Here is a 20,132-nt window from a genome sequence, read left to right as displayed (position 1 = left end):
AGCGAAAATTCGTGAAATCGTGACCAGATATTCATGAATTTGAGGCGAATAGCAGGGCTATTTAACGAAAATTCATGGGGATATGGGCCGGTTTCACGAATTTGCAGTAGATTTATGTCTAAGTCCGACAGGCTCCTAGAGTCTCTTTTTGCGTCAGGTGGTCGGTCATGAGCGAAATAAAGCAGCTTCCCGGAGGTGTGTGGCGGGAAGAGCGTCTTTATCGGGACTTCGCTTTTCGCGAGGTCAGCGGCCATTTGGAGTTGGCCCTGGCTGAGACGTCAGGCGTCTGCCATGATCTTCCGGGACGGGTGAGTCACGCTTTGCATACCGCACTTTCGCAGCTTGCAGAGAAAAAGCCGAGCTTGTCTCAAGTCGATGACCTGTCAGTAGGTGATAGGCAGTTTTTGATGAGTCGGCTTGCCTGCCACCTTGGGGGTGGCGAGGTATGGTTCAGCGCCGAGTGTGGCCACTGTCAGAGCCATTTCGACTTTCCGGTTGATTATTGTACTATTCCTGTGAAGCAGGCCGGGGCAGGATATCCTTACGCTGATCTTGAACTTTCGGGGGGCAGGACACGACTGAGAGTGCCCTCTGGGGCCGACCAGCGAGCGGTGTTGGAGTATGACGATGACCGAGAGGCGCAGCATGCTTTAGTGTCGCGTTGCCTCGAGTTTTATCATCAATCGGGGCAAGCGTGGACGCTCAGCGAGCAGGATGTCGCAAAAATTGATCAAACCTTGGAAACAATGGCCCCGGAGTTGGCCACCCAGGCCTCTGCCAATTGTCCGGAGTGCGAGGGGGTGAATCTGCTGGCCATCGATCCCTATGTTTGTTTGGGACAAGTCAGTGATAATCTTTTTGTTGAGATTCACCAACTGGCAGCCCAGTATCATTGGAGCGAAACTGAGATCCTGGGCCTGCCTCGATGGCGGCGCAAAAAATATCTGGCTTTGATTGATCGTGCCCGAGGCATGTCGCAGTGAGTGAGAAGCGCATACGGAGCAGTAACGGAACAACCAGCTATTTTTCGTGACGGCTCCTAACCATTGAAGAGAAGGAGGTTTGTCATGCGTACCTTCGCACCGAAAACCAAGGCCGCTCAAATGTCCACCTTTGTCAAGTTCCCCGTGTCATGTCGAGGCAACTTGAGGCGAAGTCGTGTGGTGAATTCGAGCCTTCCCAGACCGAGCGCAGTTGGCAGGCGGCCTGACGATAATGCCAGGGAGAGGAAACGAGATTCAACCATGAAGCACGATGCGTATTGGATGAGTGATCAGTTTTCAGGAGCCTTGAATTATATGCCTGCGCCAATGACGAGAAGTGATGGCGATATGAGAGGAGAAGGAGAAGGATACGAACTTGATCAAAGGGTAGGCGAAACTGCCCCTCCAGACCACCGGATGATTTGCAGAGCTTCCGCAACCGGAGTCTCATTGGGTGCATCCGGTGCCATCAATGACGGGACGTTATATGGACTCCGCACCCCGATTATAGTGCGGGGCACCGAGTTGGGGGATGTTCTCGATTCAGAATTAGTCGGGGCTTCCATCGACCACACCGGATCAATGACCTCTAGGCCTAGCGCCAGGAGTAATAACAGTGGGTTCATGGCTGCTGATAATATTCCTGACGACAGGCACACGTCAGGGATCAGCGATCATCTTTCATATTTTGATAATCATGGGGGTGATGGCAGCTATTCTCGTTTACAGATGGACTTGTACAAGATTCCCAGCTGCAATATTACTACGCCATGGCCAATATCTAATTCCGGATACCGGATCAAGAGAGAAGTAAAAGCGGAAGGGACGAGGGTTGTCGGCATCGTCACGAAAACTGCTGAAGATGTGGCAATAGACGGTCATACTACCACCGCTGGGCTTACGGCCAAGAAGGAGGCAAAAGTTACCTTACGATCGTGAGGAGAAGGATGGCTGGTGCAATACATAACCGAGCCATTGTCGAAAGCCTAATCGGCAGAAGGAGCCGTGACGGAACGATCAGTATTGCACAAGTTCTTTCGTAACGGCTCCCAAGGGAAAATCATGCACGATCATAATAATTCTGATGATAGCTCGGGGAGTGGTCTTTTTGTTCGCAAGGAAACTCAAATTGTAATTGTTGACCCGGAAGATACCGCTGTCGTCAGGGCTTATCCCGACTGGTCGGATAAAGGTTCAGTCGTCGATGGTCGAAGAATTACCATTATGGCAAAGAAACAATGCTATCAGGTAAATGAAAGAGTGCGGATAATTCATGTTCTTGAAGCTGTCATTCCTGGATATGAAGTGTATCTGATGGGGCCGAAAGCTATTATGGGCGAATACGTGAGTGGTCAGCTTCAAGGGCAGGAAGGAGTCGGTGGTCAGTCAGATCCATTTAAGCCGGAAGAGTACGATGGAAGGGTTATGGATAGTCCGGCAACTGATTTTAATTTCGATATTTCAGAGTATTTATTCACTCAACCGGGAGTGTATACGATCAGTTGGCAGCCAGGAAAGTGGCAATCAAATATCCTGAAAATAGAGGTATTGGAATAATATAGGATGAGGTGCACAAGGTAGAGTGTTTCCGTATTGGTCAGTGGTTGATGGTTGGTATTAGCTTAGGCCAAAGATAGTTAACCCATTCATTATTAGTGGAAAGTTGAGGACGGTTGACCTTTTCCAAGGTCACTACAATAAGGATGTGTGATGGGGTATCTGGCGAATATTATACACGATGCTCGGCGGCATGGCATTGTGGGTTCATTTACCTCTCTGTCACAGGGTAAAGTTGTTGGGTCCGAGAATGGATTCTCCGATGGTGACGCGGCGGAAGTGGTTGCACCGATTAGACTGCAGTCGTCTGATTTACAGCAAGTTGACGTTATGCGGACTCTTCTCGAGTCAGACAATCTTAGCCGTTCTGTCAGAAGGGACATCAATAAGCAAGGTGCTAAACCCGTTGGCGCACTTTCTTGGGGACAGGCACTTCAAGATGGCATTAATCCCCTGACTTCAATTCAATCGCAGGAGAGTTCTCTGCATACCGGGGTTGATGGTCATGGGGAGGCAATGGCAGGTTCCCAGAGAATGACAGCGTTATCGACGGATTTATCACTGAGCGACGAAATGAGAAATATTGTTTCTCGTCCACATGCAATCAGGGAGAGTACTCCGGGGGTGTCACCTCAACTACCGCCACAGGTTTCGGCGGGAGATTCGATTCCGGTCCACAGAAATTTTCTGCCTCCACTCAGTGGAAGGGTGGAGGCCAGGGAGTATCCGGATACTCCTCCAGTGGCTCCCGCTGTTGCAAGAAAACCAGCGAATCTTCCTGCTGACGCACCAACCTTAGATAGCCAAGATACCCAAAAGGCGAAATCACCAACAACCAATTTGCCACCTTTGATACTTGAAGCGCGGGAGAGCAGTCCCTTTCGCTCTCCAGGTGGCAGGCAGGCACTGCAATCCCCTATTGAATTGGAGCCGAGTGAGGCAAGAATTTGGCCACAGGATTCAACTGCCGCTCAGGTAACTCACACCAGGGCTGTTGAGCCATCCGTGCATATCGGTAGGATAGAGGTCGTGATTTTAGCACCTGAACCATCTCGACAGAGTAATCTTCCGGTATCGTCGGCAGGAGGAATGGTTAGCCGACAGTATTTACGGCGGTTGTAGTCTTTCGAGCCTGAATTGTACTTTATTTAAGTCAACGCTTATCTGCGAGAGCATCAATCATGGCATTACCGCAATCCTCATTGTCACGTATCTGCCGGTCAGTGGCTGATTTTGTCAGTCAGGGGATACAGGCCAACGCCAACTCCATCCGGGTCCTAATTGGGACACCTGCGGATGCGGTGCCAAGCTCCTCGGGAAATCACCATCGGCTGAACCTGTTTTTTTATCATATTGAACCTGCCGGGTTCTTTGCCGATGTAGCCCCGGACGAGATTTGGCGAATTCGGCTGCAATGCCTGGTCACCCCGTTTGCTCGCAAAGAAGGGCAGATAAGTGCAGGCGAAAACGACTTGCGATTGCTGGGTGAGGTGGTGCGGTTGTTTCACGAAAATCCGTTGCTCAACGAGTTGACTCTCGGCACCGAGCATGTGCGCCTGGAGGTTCTGTTCCGTCCTATGGCTTTGGATGAGATTAACCACATCTGGGGGACTCAGGGTGAAGTGGCCTACCGTACCTCGGTGGCTTACGAAGTGTCATTGGTCCCGGTAATTCCGCTGCAACGCAGTGCTGGCAGTCCTTTGGTGGCAACGACTGGAGCCCAGGTCTATGGGGACATGGCTGCGCGTCAGTCACCATTCACCGAAGAGGGCGCCACATGGGAATCGGAGGTGCGTCGGCAATTGGTGTCCGGTCTGTTGGTCGATTGGACTCCGGCTATCTGCCTTGTGTGTCAGGGACGCTGTGTGGCCTCACTTGCTTTTGCACTCGGCAGTGCCGAGTTGACCGCATTCACGCCTCAGGTCTGGGTGGCGGGGCCAAGCGGCAGCGATCTGACCCTGAGTTGGGAGGTGTGGGACAGTGCTTTAGGGTGGCGCAGTGCGGGGCCCGGTGTCAACGTTATTGCCAGCGGGGAAGATTTGAACCCTGAGCAAGCGGCCAGTGCTACTACCGTAAGTGTTCCATTGCCATTCAAGAATCACAGTGGTCAGGCGGTGCTCTATGCTGAGCGCAGTTATGTCCGGCCGAGCGATGGAGTTTCCCTTACAGTGCGCAGTAATCCGGTGTTGATTAACCTTTATCAGGTGGGCCCATGAACGCGGGGGCAGGCAATGTGAATATCTCAAGTCTTCGTCCTGAGTGGACCAGAATTGAGATTTTGGCTGACTGCTTGGGGCGAGAACGGGTGGGTGAGTGTGTGTCTGATGAGCGGTTAGTTCGGTTGAAGGAGCTACTGGCAGAGGTGGAGCAGTTGCGTCAGGCCCCGGAAAGTCCATGGCAGGTGCTTCTTGGTGCTAATTGGCAGCCGCTGGCCTATGACCTGCTCGCTATGGCACTGGCGCCGGAAATTGAGCCGCGCATTGGTTGGTTGTATCAGCAGTTGCAATCCGGGGTGCCTTCTCTTTACCCAAGTGTGGCCTTGCTGCGGGAGCTGTTGGCTTTGGATGAGATTGAAACCGGCGCTTTTTACTGGTTGATCGACGAGGAGTCTCCATTGCGTCGAGCTCGCTTGTTGAGTCTGGAGGGGCAACATCCGCATCAATGTATTGTTCCCGGTCAAGGGGTGGTGGCCCGCTTGATGGGCTGGCCGCAGACGACTGTGGTTCCTCCAGGTGCTACCCGCGTGAGAGTGCAGGCACGCTGGCAGGATTTGGTGCTTCCTGAGGAGTGCATGAGTCAGTTGGTGGAATTTCTCTATTGGGCTCGGGAACGGAGCACGGTGGTTGGCGAGTGGGGCGGCTTGGATTGCGGTGGTCCGGTGGCCTTGTTTGCCGGACCTTCTGGGACTGGTAAGACTTTTGCCGCTGGAGCGCTGGCCAATGAGTTGGGTTGGCCCTTGTATCGTGTCGACTTAGGCGCCCTGGTGAGTAAATACATTGGGGAGACGGAAAAAAATCTCAATCGCTTGTTTGATGCGGCACACGGTCAGTCCTTGGTCCTGCTGTTTGACGAGGCCGATAGTCTGTTTGGGCAACGCGGTGAAATTAAGGATGCCCGGGACCGCTACGCCAATATGGAAGTGAGTCACCTCTTGGCTCGGATCGAGGCCCATCACGGTCCGGTGATTCTCACTACCAATATGCGGCAGCAGCTTGATAGCGCCTTTGCTCGTCGGTTTCAGGTGGTCATCGATTTCCCCAGACCGGACGCGGCGGCCCGGTCGCTGTTGTGGTCACGGATGCTGCCGCCTAATGCGCCCAATGCGCCTGATCTTGATCCGGTGTTTATTGGCAAGGCGGTGAATATGACCGGAGGGTCCATCCGTAACTCAGCTCTTCATGCTGCCTACCTGGCAGCCGGCACTGGTCAGAGTCTCGGATTGCCCCAAGTGGCTTTAGCCGTGTGGCGTGAAATGGCCAAAGATGGTCGGGAGGTGAGCCCGTTGGATTTGGGGGACCTTGCTCGATGGCTGCCGGACGCAGTCGAAAGGTTCCGTTCATGAATCTGACCATCAACTGCCTGAAACTGCAACTGCCTCCCGGCTTTGAAAACCGGGCCGAGGCTATTGCTCGCTGCTTGGGGGATGAGCTGTTGCTGCAACCATGGTCCGGCAGTCACGCGCTGTATCATCTGCAAGTGGCGCCGCAAACAGTACGTCCAGAGCAATCTGATCGCGAGATCGCAGCCCAGATTGCCCAGGCGATTCATCAGACAACCGGAGAGAAGAGGTAGCTGATGCTGAAAGTAACCAAAGGCGCCTTGGTGGAATATGGCCTCTCTCTGCCGCCGCTGGCCTTGATATTTGATTTTAACCCGCAAACTTTGTCACGGACTCGCACTATTCAATTGCGCACCGGCAGCGCGCCTGGCACGAGAGGTGGCTATGATTTCATGTTGCCGACCGAAACACCTCGGGTGGCGCAAGGTGTAACCGTCTTGCCGGAGAGCGTAACTATTGACATCCTGATCGATGCTACCGACCGATTAATGGCAGGCGAAGCGGGTGCCGAGCAGTTTGGCATTGAGCCCGAGCTTGATACTCTGCGAACTATGGTGGAACCAAAATCTCAAGGTCCTGGCGGGATGCAAACTCTTGCTAGCCTTGGATTGGGTACAGGGCGGGCCTTCCAGCGCGATCAGTCCGCCTCGGTACAGCTGTTCGTTTGGGGTAGTCATATCCTGCCGGTGTTTCTGACCAGTATCAGAGTGGACGAATCGGCTCATCTTCCGTCGCTGGTCCCTTATCGCGCCAATGTTCAGCTTAGTATGCAGGTGATCGAGGGTAACAATCCGTTCTACAAAGTTGAAAAGATGCGCCAGGCGATCAGTGCCGCTATCAACAGTGGAAGAACCATCGGCGCAGCACTCGGAGGACTCATCTGATGTTACTTAAAGGGTCTCGTTACGAACAGTCGAAAAGTTTTGATCCCAGCGAAGATGGTAGCCGATTCCCCGGTCTGCGACCACGGACGATATCTTCTGTCACCGGCGTGGTTGAGCATGTGGTGAAGAGTGGTGACCGGCTTGATCTCTTGGCGCGTCACTATTACAACGATCCTCGTCTATGGTGGCGGATTGCCGATGCCAATCCTGAATTTATTCATGCCGACCAGATGTTGACCGAGGAGCATTTGGGCCAAATTATTCTTATTCCGCGGAGCAAGGAGTAAAGGGATGCTGATTGATCTTCTCAGCGGCAAGCGGCGGGAGCCGGCCGAGTGTGTGATAACTGTCGCCGGGCGGGAGATCAGCGAATTGTATCCGTTTTTGACCGAGGTCTCGGTGGATTGTGGACGAGACCGTGCAGCTACCGCCAGGATGCGTTTTGAATCTCGGCGCGATGAACATGGCCGCTGGAGTGTTCAGGATGCCGGAATATTTTTACCCTGGGCGACCATCACCATTGAGGCTGTCTTTGGCAGTCAACGTCAAGAGATTTTGCGTGGCTATGTGCGGGAGGTGGCGGCGGAGTATCCGCAAAACGCCGCCGAAGCCACGGTGACGGTGGAGTGTCAGGATGAATCATTGGCCTTAGACCGTGAGCATCGTCGACGCAACTGGGGTGCCGACGCCCCCAGCGCCGATCAGTTGATTCTGGCAGGGATAGCCAGCGACCACGGCATGATGCCAAGTCCTGACTCCGGCGCTGGGCAGACTGGCCTGGTGCTGAACCAGGACGCAACCGATATCGCTTTTCTGCGGGAGCGGGCTGAGGCTAATGGCTATGAGCTTATTTTCCGTGAAGGTGAGATTTACTTTGGACCGATGCGGGTCGGTTCAGCGGCTCAGCCGACCATACTGGTGTATGCCGGACCAGATACAAACTGTGTCAACTTTTCGATACGTTCTGACGGGCACCGTCCTGATCGGGTGATTCTGCAACTCGCGACCACTTCGGGCTCGACAGCCGAGGAGCAGACGGTAGAGCCCGATCTTGAGATGATGGGTGTCCAGAGCGCCGGCAGCGACGGCATGGGCCTGCGCGATTTCGCCTGGCGACTCAGTCGTCAGGGAGGGCGTAATGAGGTCGAGATGCAGGCGAGGGCTCAACGCCAAGCCAATGAAAACGCTATGAAGCTCCATGCCGAGGGGGAATTGGACGGCAGTCTCTACGGTCATGTGCTGCTGGTTGGGTTGCCGGTGGCGGTGGATGGGGTTGGCGACTGGCTGGCTGGGACATATTACGTTGATCGGGTTAGGCATCGTTTTTCAGTTGATGGTTACCAGCAGAGTTTTGCCCTGCTTCGCAATGCCTATGGCGACAACGTGTCTTCGGCAGGAAATGTGCTGGCTGGAGTGTTGTAAGGTCCGCCTCAGCGAGCGTATCAAAAGGATATGGTGATGGAAGAACTCCTGCAACAACTGGTTCGCCAGATTCAAAATAAATATTTCGGCAAGTACCGTGGGTTTGTGGTCGACAATAACGATCCGGAACAACTGGGGCGGGTCTCTTTGCGGGTGCCATCGGTGCTGGGTGACGCGGTGACTGGATGGGCACTGCCGTGTCTGCCTTTTGGGGGTAAGGCCGATCAGGGGATGTTTACTATTCCTGAGGTGGACGCCCAGGTATGGGTGGAATTTGAAGAGGGGGAGTTGTCTCACCCCATTTGGACCGGGACCTTCTGGCAGCAAAATGGTGATATCCCTGCCGAGGCTGCTAAGTCACCGCCAACCACCCGGCTTTTTAAAACACCGTCGGGCCATATCCTTCAGTTTGATGATGAAGCGGGGGCCGAACAATACCGCCTTCACCATCCGGCTGGGGCCGAAATGACCATCGATGCTCAAGGTAGCATCGTGTTGACCGATGCCAATGGAGCCACCATTGGCATGGATGCCAGTGGCAACCAAATCGAGGTCAGAGACGTAAACGGTAATACCATGACCATGAGCGTGAGCGGCACTACGGTCGAAGACAGCAATGGCAACACCATCGAGATGGGCGTTACGGGGATTAAGCTTACGGCTAGTGCTACCGTGGTGGTGGAGGCAGCGCAGGTAATGCTCGGAGGTCAGGGTGGGGAGCCTATTATCAAGGGACCGAGTTTTCTGACTCTTTTTGCCACCCATATTCATCCCACTGCGGTCGGACCGTCAGGCCCGCCGATCCCGCAGGGGGAAATGAGCAGTTTGTCTACCAAGGTGTTAACCAGTTGAGAAGAGACAACCATGCCACGACTGATTGATCCGGCCTATATGAGTTTTCCTTTGCGAGTGACTGCTGCCGGCGTTGCGACTTCGGGGCGGCGCGTCCATGTGCGGGAACAAATCGAGCAGGTTTTGTTCACTGATCCAGGCGAGCGGGTGTTCCGTCCGGAATTTGGAGCTGGCTTGAGGGCCTTGATCTTTGAGCCCAACGGCTCGGTGCTGGCCGAGATTCTCCGTAAGAGGTTGACTGATTCTCTGGGGGAGGCGCTTACGGGTGAGGTCGATCCCAAGACCTTGCAGATTGATGTCCGCGCCGAGGAGGAGAAGCTGTTTGTGTTGATTTCGTATGCCCTGGCGACGATTGGTTTTAACGAATCATATGAAATTCCTGTGGTTTGAGGAGATATGGCTGAGACCCCGATTCCGAAACTAACATTCGCAGGTACTTGCCCCGACTGCGGCCGGCGGGAAGTCGATTTGCCAAGTAAGTTGCCCACGGTTGGCGACGATTTCGATTGGCAAACCCGTGATTATGATGGTTTCCGTTTGTTCATGTTGGAGGAGTTGGCGGCACGTTTTCCTGAGCGCAGCCGCTGGACCCCTGCTGATATGGAGGTTGTCCTGGTCGAGCAGTTGGCGGCCCTGCTTGACCAACTCTCCGATACCTTGGACCGTGTTTCTCATGAGACGTATCTGGAAACCGCTCGTCAGCCTGATTCGGTACGGCGGCTGCTGGGGATGATCGGCTATGACAGCGTGCGCCTGGCCCAGGCTCATGGTGAGATTGATGCCGCAGAAACCGATCCTGCTCTCCTGCACCAACTGCTGGAACGGCATTGGTTGGCTAATCCTCAGACCATGGAGCAGGCCCGGCGCAACGGGCCGCGTCAGATCTTCACCCAGCACCGGATGGTCACCCTGTCTGACTATGCCAGTCGCTTGGAAGAACACCCGCTGGTATTGCGGGCCACCAGTTGCCAGAAGTGGAGTGGGTCATGGTTTACTGTTGAGGCGGCGGTGATCAATTGGCGTCTTGCCCCGCTTGATGTCCTGGGTCTCAGTTATCCGGTCAAGCTCCAGCGCGAGGTGGAGGTATTTCATGCCGAACGCGGGCTATGCATCCCCGATTGGAGCACTGGGCCGACTATTCGGGGGATTTTACGTCCCTATCTTGATGCCTACCGGATGGCAGGGCAGGAGGCCATTCTTCAGGACGCGATGCCGGTAGGCGTTACCATGTCTATCGCCATTCGCGTTCATCCAGACTATTTCCGATCCGAGATTCGTCAGAGCGCCAATCAGGTTTTGGGCAATGATGCCGGGGGATTTTTTGAGCCCGGGCGGCTACGATTCGGGGAAGATCTGCATGCCGGGGATATTATCGAGACCTTGATGGCGCTTGAAGGGGTAGCACATGTCTGCCTCAATCGCTTTAAACGCATTGGCAGTCAGTATCCTGACCAGGCCGAGAGCGGATGGATTGAGTTGGATGGTTTGGAAGTGGCTGTTTGCGACAATGATCCCGTCCAACCTGGACGGGGATACTATCGCTTAGTTCTGCACGGAGGACGGCACGGATGAAATATGATCTGACCCGTTGGAATCGCGCCGGACTGAAAAAAATCCGGTATGTGGACGATAATGCCGCCACCTGTTTGGAGATGCTTCGTCAGGAGTTGCATGATCGCTTTCCGGCCTGGCTTGACATGGAGGTTGATGTTGCGTCCTCTGAGACCATTGTCCAACGAAACGTGCGTCTGGAGCAGCAGTATGTCAAAGTAACCCGAGAATGGGGTTGGGAGATTGCGCGCAGTTTTGCCCGGGCTTCGCATATCCTCTTGGAGCACTTGGACGCCTATGCCAACGAAGCAAGTTTAGGTACAGCCAGTCAGTGGGACAACATGCGTCGTTTGGTCGCGATGATTGGGTATCATCCGGCGCCACCGGCCTCGGCTTCCACTTCGCTTGTGCTCTTGGCCAAGAAGGGCCAGACGGGTCTGCTGGCAAAGGGATTCCAGGTCAAGTATTCGCCAAAGAATGGTCCCGCGATCTTGTTCGAGACCTTGGAAGATCTTTCTGTGGATGTGAGTTGTAATGAGATGCGCCTGCACAATTGGGATAAGTCTCAGACCGTCATGACCGGAGCGGTCTGGCAGTTGACTGAGAAACAGCAGCTCTCCGCTGGCGATCTCGCGATTCTTCTGAACGAGGGAAATGGGGAGCGGCACCCGGTGCGGATTAGCGAGGTGGATAACGAAAAACGGTTGACCTTGGCGGCGACGCAGGGCGGGGAGAGCTGGGGCGCCTGGCTTAGGAGTGAAGTGAAGCTCTTGTTGAGTTCGGTGGCGATATTGACCCCACGACTGCATGGCAACGGCGTGGTGCAGTTGCCTGCCGGGCATGGCTTGGTGGCGGGCGATGTGGTGGCCTGGCAGGCGTCTGGCGTTTGGCGCTACAACAGTGTGCTTGTGGTGGACGCTCAGGCGGCCAGGTTGGTCGGGGACCTGCCGACAGCCGGAAAAGAGCTCTATCGCGCTTATACCATATCCAGCGAAGGGGGAATCTTGCGATTCCCCGGCACCTGTCGAGCAGTGAGCAGCCAAAAGAGTGGTATGGCCAACAATCTGGCAGGGTATACGGTCATTATCGAGTCCGGCAGCGGTCCGGATTTCACCAGCAGCTATAAGAAGATCAGTAGCAGCCCTCCTGCTGAGATCTACCTGGTGCCGGAGCACGGTGAAGCGCAGACCACGGTGGTAAGCGCTTTGGCAGTCGATGAGTATGTCTTTGCGGGTCGCACGCAGGAGCTTGTCAGTGGGGGGCTGGTGATTGGTGAATTGAGCGGTAGCCTCTATCAGGTCTTGCAGGTGAAGACGGTGAGCAAACGCGAGGGTGATTTTTCTCTGACCTTTGTCACCAATCCGACCGGGCAACTTGTCCGTTTGTATGGGCCGTTTGCTGAAAGCCTTCGGCCGATTGGATACGCCATCAATACTACCCCTCTGGGTTCCAGTCTGGCCTTTGTTCCACCAAGTGGTGGGTTGTCCCTGCAACTTGCTGTCGGCAAACGGGTGCTGCTGGAACGGGTTGATGATGCCGGCGCCACTGTGGCTGGGCATGGGGCGCGGATCAAGACCATTAATCATCAAGCCGGTGTCATCACCTTGGACAGTATGCCTGCGGCCAGTGCCGGTTTCACGGTCGGCACCACCGTGCTCCGCGCCAACGTGGTCGTGGCCGGGCATGGCGAAGCAAAGCCGGCAAAGGTCTTGGGCAGTGGTGATGCGACCCGTTCGTGCCAGTCATTTCTGCTCAAGGAGAAAGATGTCAGTTTTGTGGCTGATGCCACTCAGTCGAGCGGAGTAGCCGCCGCAATCGAGGTGAGCGTGGGTGGTCAGATTTGGTCTCAACAACCTACCTTGGACGATTCGGGTCCGAGTGATGCCCACTATACCGTGCATATCACTGAGGAAGGCTATTTGCGCCTTACCTTTGGCGATGGCGAGCATGGCCGTCGTCTGCCGACCGGAACCAACAATCTCAGGGTGTCCTTCCGTGCGGGAGCCGGTCTGGTTGGCAATGTTCCTGCTGCCAGTCTGGTGAAGCCGGTTAAACCTCACGTTTTGATCGACACCATTCGTCAACCCCTGGACACCTCCGGCGGCAATGATCGGGAGCCGGTCGAAGCAATCAGAGAGAATGCGCCGTCAGCGCTCTTTACCTTGGGGCGGGCGGTGTCGCTTGCAGACTACGCACGGCTTGCTGAGCGTAACGCCAGTGTCTGGCAGGCCAGCGCTTTTCGTCTGCCCAATCAAGGGGCTCAGCAGGAACGAGTGGAGGTGGTGGTCGTGCCTGCCGGCGGCGGGGATTTAGGAGAGTTGGCCAGCAGCTTGCGAGACTACCTTGAGGCTCATGATCTGCCGGGCGTAAGTGTCGATGTGGTCAACCATGTGCTGGTCCCTTTTGACTTAAGCATTACGGTGCAGGTGGATAGTTCGCACTATGTGCCCGAGCAGGTGGTGGCTGATGTCCTTCATGCCGTGTCTGCGGCTTTTGCGCTGAAGAAGCGCCGTCTCGGTCAGCCGCTTTATGTGAGTGAGATTTATCAGGTGGTTGAAGCAGTGACGGGTGTGGCCAGTTCCAGCTGTTTGATCGGTTCGGATTTTCCCACCGTCAACCCGGCGCCTGCGGTGCGTGCATCTGCCAGCGGTGTGGTGCGGTTGGTGCAACCAACGCCCCGACAAGTGTTGGTCCTGGATGACATCACATCCGTTTTCACCGTGCAAAGCAAGGAGTTTGTGCTATGAGCGGCCCTAATTCCAAAAGCGGTGCGCGCCTGTATCAGTTGCTGCCGGCAGTCTACCGTGAACGTGACAATGGTGATCTGTCCGCCTATCTGGATGCTTGTGGCACGCTTCTTGACGCCATTCAGCAGACCCTTGATCAGCGCCTAGCCGATAATTTTCCAGATACTCCCCCAGCTGGTCTAACCTGTCAGGACTGGCTGCTGCCCTATTTCGGGAAATTGCTGGACGTGCGTCTGGTGTCGCCTGAGGCAGTAGGCCGTCGCGCCGAGATTGCCAAGGCGGTGGCCTGGCGTCAGGCGAAAGGGACTTTGGCCGTGGCGGAGCAGATTGCCGAGGCGGTCGGCGATATGGAGGTGGAGATTGCCGAGGGCTGGCAACGAGTCGCCACCATGGCGCGAATCGGCATCCCCTTGCTGCCGGCGGGTAATTTCGGTGTTACGCCTGAGCCTGATCGGCACATTTCCTCCGAGGCGGCCCGTCATCCGGCCTTGCCTGCTGGGACTGTTGATTTCAGGTATGCCTCACGTGCGGTCAACCATCCAGTCGCCTGTCTTGGCGGTCATGACTGGGTACAGGGAAACCCTCATGGCGTGCCGTGTGTTATCGGGGGCTTTGATGACGCCACTCGTCGCACCGTAGACCTGCGAACCCCTGGTTGGGACCACGGTCATCACCATCCCCGCACTCTGCTTTTGTTTGCTCCGCCGCCTGCAGGATTTTTTGATATCAACATGGAAAGCATCAAATGGAGTGATCGCGCTAAGCCTCAATATCAACACCTCATCGCAATCGAGGAGACGCCTACGTTCTACCGGATCCGTAAACTGGGTGGTACAAGGATTCGCTTTACCGGCCCGGTCACGCTGGACGGACATAAGGATTATGTTATCGAGGGTTTTTCCTTCTCGACCACGGTCAATTGCGTACATGGCAACCTCTTTCTTCGCGATGTCGCAGCACCAAAGGTGATGGCGCAGCGTCATGGGGCCGAGATCCCGGCCTTGACCGCACGTGATTGCTTGTTCCGCGATGTTACCACCGCCAGGGGTCTGATGCGCTTGGAGTACTGCACGGTGCTGCGCAAGACGATTTGCGAGTGGCTGGAGGCTAGTGATTGTATCTTTATCGGTACGGTGCAGAAGGATCACCCCACACGACCCCCGCCACGTGATGGCTGCGTAAGGTTTTCACGGTTGCCGGGGTTGGCTCTGGGGGCGGTGCGGGTGCATCAATGCTCGGATGACGAACCAATTTTTTTCAACCAGATTTTTGGCAAGCAGGGTTGCGCGGCGCTGCATCCGGCATCCTCGCAGGCCATTCGCCATGGGGCGGAAGATGGTGGGGAAATGGGGTGTTATCACGATCGACATTATGTACTGCGGGCTGAAGCCGTGATCGATAAACTTAAAGATTATCTGCCGCTCGGGCTGGAGGCGGTGTTGGTGTATGACAAACGACTGCTTTGTCCAATCCCCATAGTCAAATGAACAAAGATACTATGAGTGTGTTTGCTGTAGATCTTCGTTCTTCGGTCAAAATCGTGTTGGAGACTCCCTCTCTCCTGACGGGAGGGGAGTGGACACAATAGTTGTTTCTGCAATTTTCTATCATGTAACGTACGGGCACAATCTGTTCCTGACACTAGGGGCACTGTTTTCCGAACAAGAGGATAATCAATGAAAACACAAATTTCCCGAGACAGTTTCCGTTCTCTGAAGCGCTATTCCGGAGTCTACCAGCAGCAGGGTCGAATGCTGACGGATGCAGACTGGAATGAGTTGATGGAGGTGGTTAAGCGCCGCCTTGATGAGGCGGTTCGTGATGCCATCGGCACTGGGGCTCCGCGTGATCGAGGTCTTGCTGTTTTGACTGATTTCAAGATTCAGCCTGGCTTTGTGTATGTCGATGGTGTCCCTGCTCAACTGCCGGGAACCGTGGCCATTAATTATCAGGACCAGCCGGATTTCTCCCAAGCTCAAACCTTGCCTTTGACCGGAGTTGGGGCGCCCACGGGATACGTGTTGTATGCCGATGTCTGGGAACGGACGGTGATTGCCCTGGAGGATGGGGATTTATTGGATTCAGGCCTGCATGGGGCGGATACCTGCACCCGCACCCGGACGATGTTGCAGGTTAAGTGGTGCGAGCTTGGCATTGATCCGACCAATGTGACGATTAATCCGACCTCTGGCAATGCCCCCTTGACCCTTGCCCTGTGGCGAGCGAGCAGTGCAGTTGATCCCTGCGACCCTTGTGCTGCGGAGGTGGATCTTGATGCGCGAGTCGGTAATTATCTGTTTCGGGTCGAAGTCCATCAGGTGCAGCACAATATTGATGGCAGTCTACAGTTGACCGTGAAGTGGTCGAGTGAAAACGGAGCCGAACAACACCGCTTCGATCAACTTCCTCCTGGATTCAAGCAAGGCAACTGGGTTTATGAATTTTTTAATTTGAGTTGTGAGGAGAACCTTGGCGTTCATCTCGCTAAGGGGTTCATCCCTAGCCGTGGCCAACTATCGACCACCCTTCCTTCCGTGGCTCCCAGCGGCAACCCGTGGGTGCGGCGCTGGGACGGCTGTTGTGTGCTGAACTGCAGCAGTGGCGGCGCGTGGTCTTTTGGTTCGGGCAGCGACAAAGGGGTGCTCCTGGCCACAGGGTTGGACAGTGAGTCCCACGGCTATGTGGCAGTAGGGGCCAATCTGGAGCTGAACCTCGCGGCCATGGCCTTCTCCCTGGGCCTTTCGACGCATCAATTCGTGGCGGGCGATTATTGGCTGGCCGAGGTGCGCGAGGCAACCCACGCCCCAGGGAGTACTTTGCTCAATGGCGTCCCTCCTCAGGGAGTTAAGCATCACTATCTGGTGCTTGCTGAACTCGATTCGGCCGGAGTAGTTCAGGTAAGCGGTGATGACGCCGACCGCCGCCGGATGGAGTTTCCTCCGCTTAGCGATCTCTGGGCTAAGGATGTGGGCTATGATCCGGAAGAGTGCGGGGAGTCGCCGGCGCAGAATGTTCAGCAGGCCCTGGATTGGCTCTGTCAACAGCGTGATCTACGGTTTCACAACAAACACCTGCATGGCTGGGGCATCGTCTGCGGGTTGCAGGTGGAGTGTGGATCAGACACGGAGCTTGGCCTTGAGGAAGAGGAGGCCGTGCGTCGTCAAGTGCGGATTCGTAAGGGGTATGCTATCGACTGTGAAGGCCATGACGTGGTGTTTGATTCTGCCCGGATCGAGGATATTATGGTCTTGGTCGAGGCCTATGACGCGGCTCATCCCGACAGTCCGCTCCTTGCCGATGGTAATGGCACCATCAGTCTGACCATAGAGCGCGGCCAGGATGGCGCCCCTGTGTTGAAAGTCGAGAAGTACGACCCGAAGCAAGAGACCTGGGCAAAGATGTTGGACGGCACCTTGCTGATGGATTTTTACCAAGACTGTATCAAGGATCTGGTGGACGCACTCAAGGATGAATTGACCGCTGATCCCGAAGAAAAAAATGCCCTGGTAGGGCCGACCCTTCGACGTTGGATCAGTCTTCTCAACCTTATTATTCAGATCTTTAACCACGATAACGGCCAGTATATCTTCCTCTCCCGGAAGGAGCACGCAATCTTGAGGGCGTTTTACCAGCGCTTGCAGAACTTGCTGCGTTCCAAGACGTTCTGTGCCATGTTCGAGGGAGATGAGTTTCCAGAATACCCATTTGAGGATACGGGCCTATCCACCATCTTTGGCAAGGGGTGGCATACCAGGTTGCGCCTTGCGCCAGACGGCAAGCAGGTCTATACCTGTGGGGCGGCGGATAACACCATCCATGTCTTTGACACCGAAAAGGAGGAGATGATTGCCGAGATCATGATGCCGGCCGGTGAGGGAGCGATGGTGGTGGATGTGGCGGTTGATCCCTCAGGGAAGGCTCTCTATGCCATTGCCGTGCTTAAAACCGGTGACACCGTGATCGGGATTGCGGATATTGATGGGCAGGGTGCGTATGCCTGGCGGCCGGTACGGGTCTTTTGCGGGATTAAGTTTACCTGTCTGCTGATCTCTCATGACAGCAAGACTTTGTGGGCTATCGGCCAGGGTGCTGGTCTGTTCGCCTTTGACCCTGGCACTGTGTTAACGGGAACCAATCGGCCTGATCCCAAGTATCAGTTCAATGCCACCGGTCAGCTGAGCCTTGATCAGGACTCCAATCAGGCATGGGCCACGGCTTTTTCCGGTGCGGGGATCACTTCCGTATACAATCAGGTGGTCGGGATGGTGATGTCCCAGGTGGGCAGTAACTTAAATCCCCAGAAAACGATTACTCTTGTCAACCCTGCAAGCGGCGCAGTTATGACGGGCAGGGACGATCTGCTGGTGGTGTCGGCCAAGGACTCGGGGGGGATTCCCTATCTATGCGTTGTTGCCAGCAAATTTGACGCCAATGACCAGAACAAACATGTCCTGGTGTACCAAGGCGATATTTTTGCCACCTCCACCATCCTCAAACATAATCTGTTGGTGGAAAACAGCGCCGTGCGGCTGGGGTGGCATACACCGGCACATCGCCTGATGGTGACTGTGGAGGATGGTTACCGGCTGCAGTTGTTTAACCTCGATAACGGTGTCACAACCAGCTTCCGTCACCCGCTACAGATTTCGCCGATGTCTATTGCCAGCGACACCCCAAGCGATCGGGTCTATGTCCTTAACTTTGTCAGTAACACCATCAGCATCATTCCAGGTTCTGAGCTGGAGACCAGCGAGATATTCCTTTCTTCCTTGAAAGAATATCGTGACGATGCCTTGGGGGCATTCTGGGGACTGGCCGGTGGTCTGTTACAGTATCTTAAGGACTGTTTCTGTCACCACCTGCTGGTCAGCTGTCCAGAATGCAACGAGGAAGATAAACTGTATCTGGCTGGGGTTGAGGTCCGTGATAGCAAGATTTACAAAATATGCAACTTCGCCAAGCGGAAATACGTCAAGAGCTTCCCTACTATTGGTTACTGGATGTCCTTGGTGCCGGTCATGCCGATTGTTAAAAAGGGGGTGGAGAAGTTATGCTGCCTGGTGTTCCCGGATCTGTTTGATATGTGGTACGGCAAGGTTGCCGTTGGTAATGAAAGTTATGCCCAAAAGCAGACTGGGAGTAACACCTATGCCAGCGCCGACTTGCGTAAGGGTGTCCAGATGTGGCAGGGGGCGAATTTTAAGAATTTGTGGAACGCGGAGAAGAAAAATTTAAATCTCTATCCCCAGATGGCGCGGGACTCGATTATGAATCGTGTTGAGGCGGTATCGATTGTTCAGCCGGGGGTTGATCGTAATCAAGTGCTTGACGTATCTGTTGACGAGGCGCAGCAACGTCTTGAAAAACAAGGCGTGGAGGTGGAGTCGGTAAAGACGTACGACCGAATGCAGGATGCCGGCAAGATCAGCGCCTACCGGCAAGCGCCGGTATCTCTGGCGTCAGGGGCCAAGGTCACCCTGTACGAAAGTAACGGAAAGGTGATGTTTTACACCCTGGCCAAAGAGCCGGGGGTGGTTGGGGCTGTGTCGCCGGAGGTGAAGGCTGATATCGAAAACATGGAGCAGCGCAAGTCTGCCTTGGGTGATATGTCTGCTGTCAATGACGAACTGCTTAAGGCCGAGGCCCGGCGGGCTGAGGCGATGAATCTGGCGGCGAGTCGGGAGGAGTTGAACCAGTTGGAGGGTCAGAAGATTCTTGTTGCGCACGAGATCAAGACCCTCAAGGAGGAGTTGTCTGGCCTGAGCGCGATTACCAGTGAAATCGGCGCGGCGCGAACTCAGTTGGCAGCTCTGCGCAAGGCTTCTGAGGCAGAGTTTGCTGCGCTTACCGAACTTGATGCCAAGCGTGGTCAGTTAAACAGCGCCATCTCTACTCTGGGTCGCGATGTTGAGGCACTGCACGCGCAGCAGAAGGAAATTAGTCTCAATCTTGCCCGGAACCGTCCGGTGCGTGATATTGCCGGGATTGACAGCGCCATGGAAAAACGACTTAACGAGTTGGGTGTGCTTACCGTTAATGACTTGGCTCGTGTCGATGTGAACTATCTGAAACGGGCGGAAATCGAGGAGGCCGTTGTCAAGGCCATGGTGGAGTCGGCCCAGTCGCGACTTAAGTTGCTGGGCGGTTGAATGGAGTGATTTTTTCGTAAGCAAATGAGTGGGTGTGCGATCAGGAGGTCCTTGCCGTCGCTCATGTGGCAGGCTCTTTTTTCCTGTGTCGTGGTTGTGTGTTAATCCTCTCTCTGCTGAACAGAGAGTAATTAAAATAAGTTGGCTTAAGCGTGATGGCGTCGCAAAAAAGCCCGATCTACTGCGTTGCAGCGCACTTTTGCTCATTCGGCACACCATATGTGTGGCCTCATTCGCAAAAGCACCCTGCGCCTTGTATATCAGCCCTTTTGCTTAGACATCCCGTGACTTTTTACGAGACCATCAAGCGTAAGATAAGGAAAAACAGTTGAGCCTCTTGCAAAATGACCGATGGACTGGCCAGCGAAAATATCTATATAACATACTGAAATAATTGATCTTCATGCCGTTCCACGTTATAGTTTTGT

16 protein-coding genes are annotated in these 20,132 nt (G+C 54.7%); all 16 read left to right on the top strand.

Going from position 1 to position 20,132, the window contains the following annotated elements:
* Window positions 1-167 precede the first annotated feature (167 nt).
* The 16 genes from FP815_06600 (at window position 168) to FP815_06525 (ending at window position 19,704) form a co-directional block, all read left to right on the top strand.
* On the top strand, window positions 168-983 hold the full coding sequence (locus FP815_06600; GenBank protein MBA3014610.1) for a hypothetical protein: 816 nt from the start codon (window positions 168-170) through the stop codon (window positions 981-983).
* 84 nt (window positions 984-1,067) lie between these two features.
* The gene (locus FP815_06595) at window positions 1,068-1,922 is read left to right on the top strand and encodes a hypothetical protein (protein ID MBA3014609.1); all 855 of its coding nucleotides are present in this window, start codon (window positions 1,068-1,070) and stop codon (window positions 1,920-1,922) included.
* 123 nt (window positions 1,923-2,045) lie between these two features.
* A complete protein-coding gene (locus FP815_06590; protein ID MBA3014608.1) occupies window positions 2,046-2,540 on the top strand; it encodes a hypothetical protein in 495 nt (164 codons plus the stop codon).
* A 153-nt stretch (window positions 2,541-2,693) separates the two neighbouring features.
* Window positions 2,694-3,662 (top strand): hypothetical protein, encoded by a 969-nt coding sequence (locus tag FP815_06585; GenBank protein ID MBA3014607.1) that lies wholly within the window; start codon window positions 2,694-2,696, stop codon window positions 3,660-3,662.
* Between the two features lie 59 nt (window positions 3,663-3,721).
* Complete coding sequence (locus FP815_06580) at window positions 3,722-4,756, top strand: DUF4255 domain-containing protein (GenBank protein MBA3014606.1); 1,035 nt, start codon at window positions 3,722-3,724, stop codon at window positions 4,754-4,756.
* Window positions 4,753-6,102: an ATP-binding protein gene (locus tag FP815_06575; GenBank protein ID MBA3014605.1), complete on the top strand. Its 1,350-nt coding sequence runs from the start codon at window positions 4,753-4,755 to the stop codon at window positions 6,100-6,102. The genes FP815_06580 and FP815_06575 overlap by 4 nt, the downstream gene beginning before the upstream one ends.
* A complete protein-coding gene (locus FP815_06570) occupies window positions 6,099-6,332 on the top strand; it encodes a hypothetical protein (GenBank protein MBA3014604.1) in 234 nt (77 codons plus the stop codon). The genes FP815_06575 and FP815_06570 overlap by 4 nt, the downstream gene beginning before the upstream one ends.
* Before the next feature lie 3 nt (window positions 6,333-6,335).
* Window positions 6,336-6,983 carry a hypothetical protein gene (locus FP815_06565; GenBank protein MBA3014603.1) on the top strand — a complete coding sequence of 216 codons (648 nt, stop codon included), beginning with the start codon at window positions 6,336-6,338 and terminating at the stop codon, window positions 6,981-6,983.
* A complete protein-coding gene (locus tag FP815_06560; GenBank protein MBA3014602.1) occupies window positions 6,983-7,270 on the top strand; it encodes a hypothetical protein in 288 nt (95 codons plus the stop codon). Before FP815_06565 ends, FP815_06560 begins: the two co-directional genes overlap by 1 nt.
* A gap of 4 nt (window positions 7,271-7,274) precedes the next feature.
* Window positions 7,275-8,405, top strand: a complete 1,131-nt coding sequence (locus FP815_06555; GenBank protein MBA3014601.1) for a hypothetical protein — start codon at window positions 7,275-7,277, stop codon at window positions 8,403-8,405.
* Window positions 8,406-8,441: 36 nt separating this feature from the next.
* The gene (locus FP815_06550) at window positions 8,442-9,257 is read left to right on the top strand and encodes a phage tail protein (protein MBA3014600.1); all 816 of its coding nucleotides are present in this window, start codon (window positions 8,442-8,444) and stop codon (window positions 9,255-9,257) included.
* A gap of 12 nt (window positions 9,258-9,269) precedes the next feature.
* Window positions 9,270-9,647, top strand: a complete 378-nt coding sequence (locus FP815_06545) for a GPW/gp25 family protein (GenBank protein MBA3014599.1) — start codon at window positions 9,270-9,272, stop codon at window positions 9,645-9,647.
* Window positions 9,648-9,653: 6 nt separating this feature from the next.
* Window positions 9,654-10,829 (top strand): hypothetical protein, encoded by a 1,176-nt coding sequence (locus FP815_06540; GenBank protein MBA3014598.1) that lies wholly within the window; start codon window positions 9,654-9,656, stop codon window positions 10,827-10,829.
* A complete protein-coding gene (locus FP815_06535) occupies window positions 10,826-13,555 on the top strand; it encodes a hypothetical protein (GenBank protein MBA3014597.1) in 2,730 nt (909 codons plus the stop codon). The genes FP815_06540 and FP815_06535 overlap by 4 nt, the downstream gene beginning before the upstream one ends.
* The gene (locus tag FP815_06530) at window positions 13,552-15,042 is read left to right on the top strand and encodes a phage tail protein (GenBank protein MBA3014596.1); all 1,491 of its coding nucleotides are present in this window, start codon (window positions 13,552-13,554) and stop codon (window positions 15,040-15,042) included. Before FP815_06535 ends, FP815_06530 begins: the two co-directional genes overlap by 4 nt.
* Window positions 15,043-15,231: 189 nt before the next feature.
* Window positions 15,232-19,704 (top strand): hypothetical protein, encoded by a 4,473-nt coding sequence (locus FP815_06525; GenBank protein ID MBA3014595.1) that lies wholly within the window; start codon window positions 15,232-15,234, stop codon window positions 19,702-19,704.
* Window positions 19,705-20,132: the final 428 nt, after the last annotated feature.

It is taken from the genome of Desulfobulbaceae bacterium (genome assembly GCA_013792005.1).
Taxonomy (GTDB): Bacteria; Desulfobacterota; Desulfobulbia; order Desulfobulbales; family VMSU01; genus VMSU01.
The sequence above is the reverse complement of the archived record's forward strand: the minus strand, read 5'-3'. Positions and strand labels throughout refer to the sequence as shown.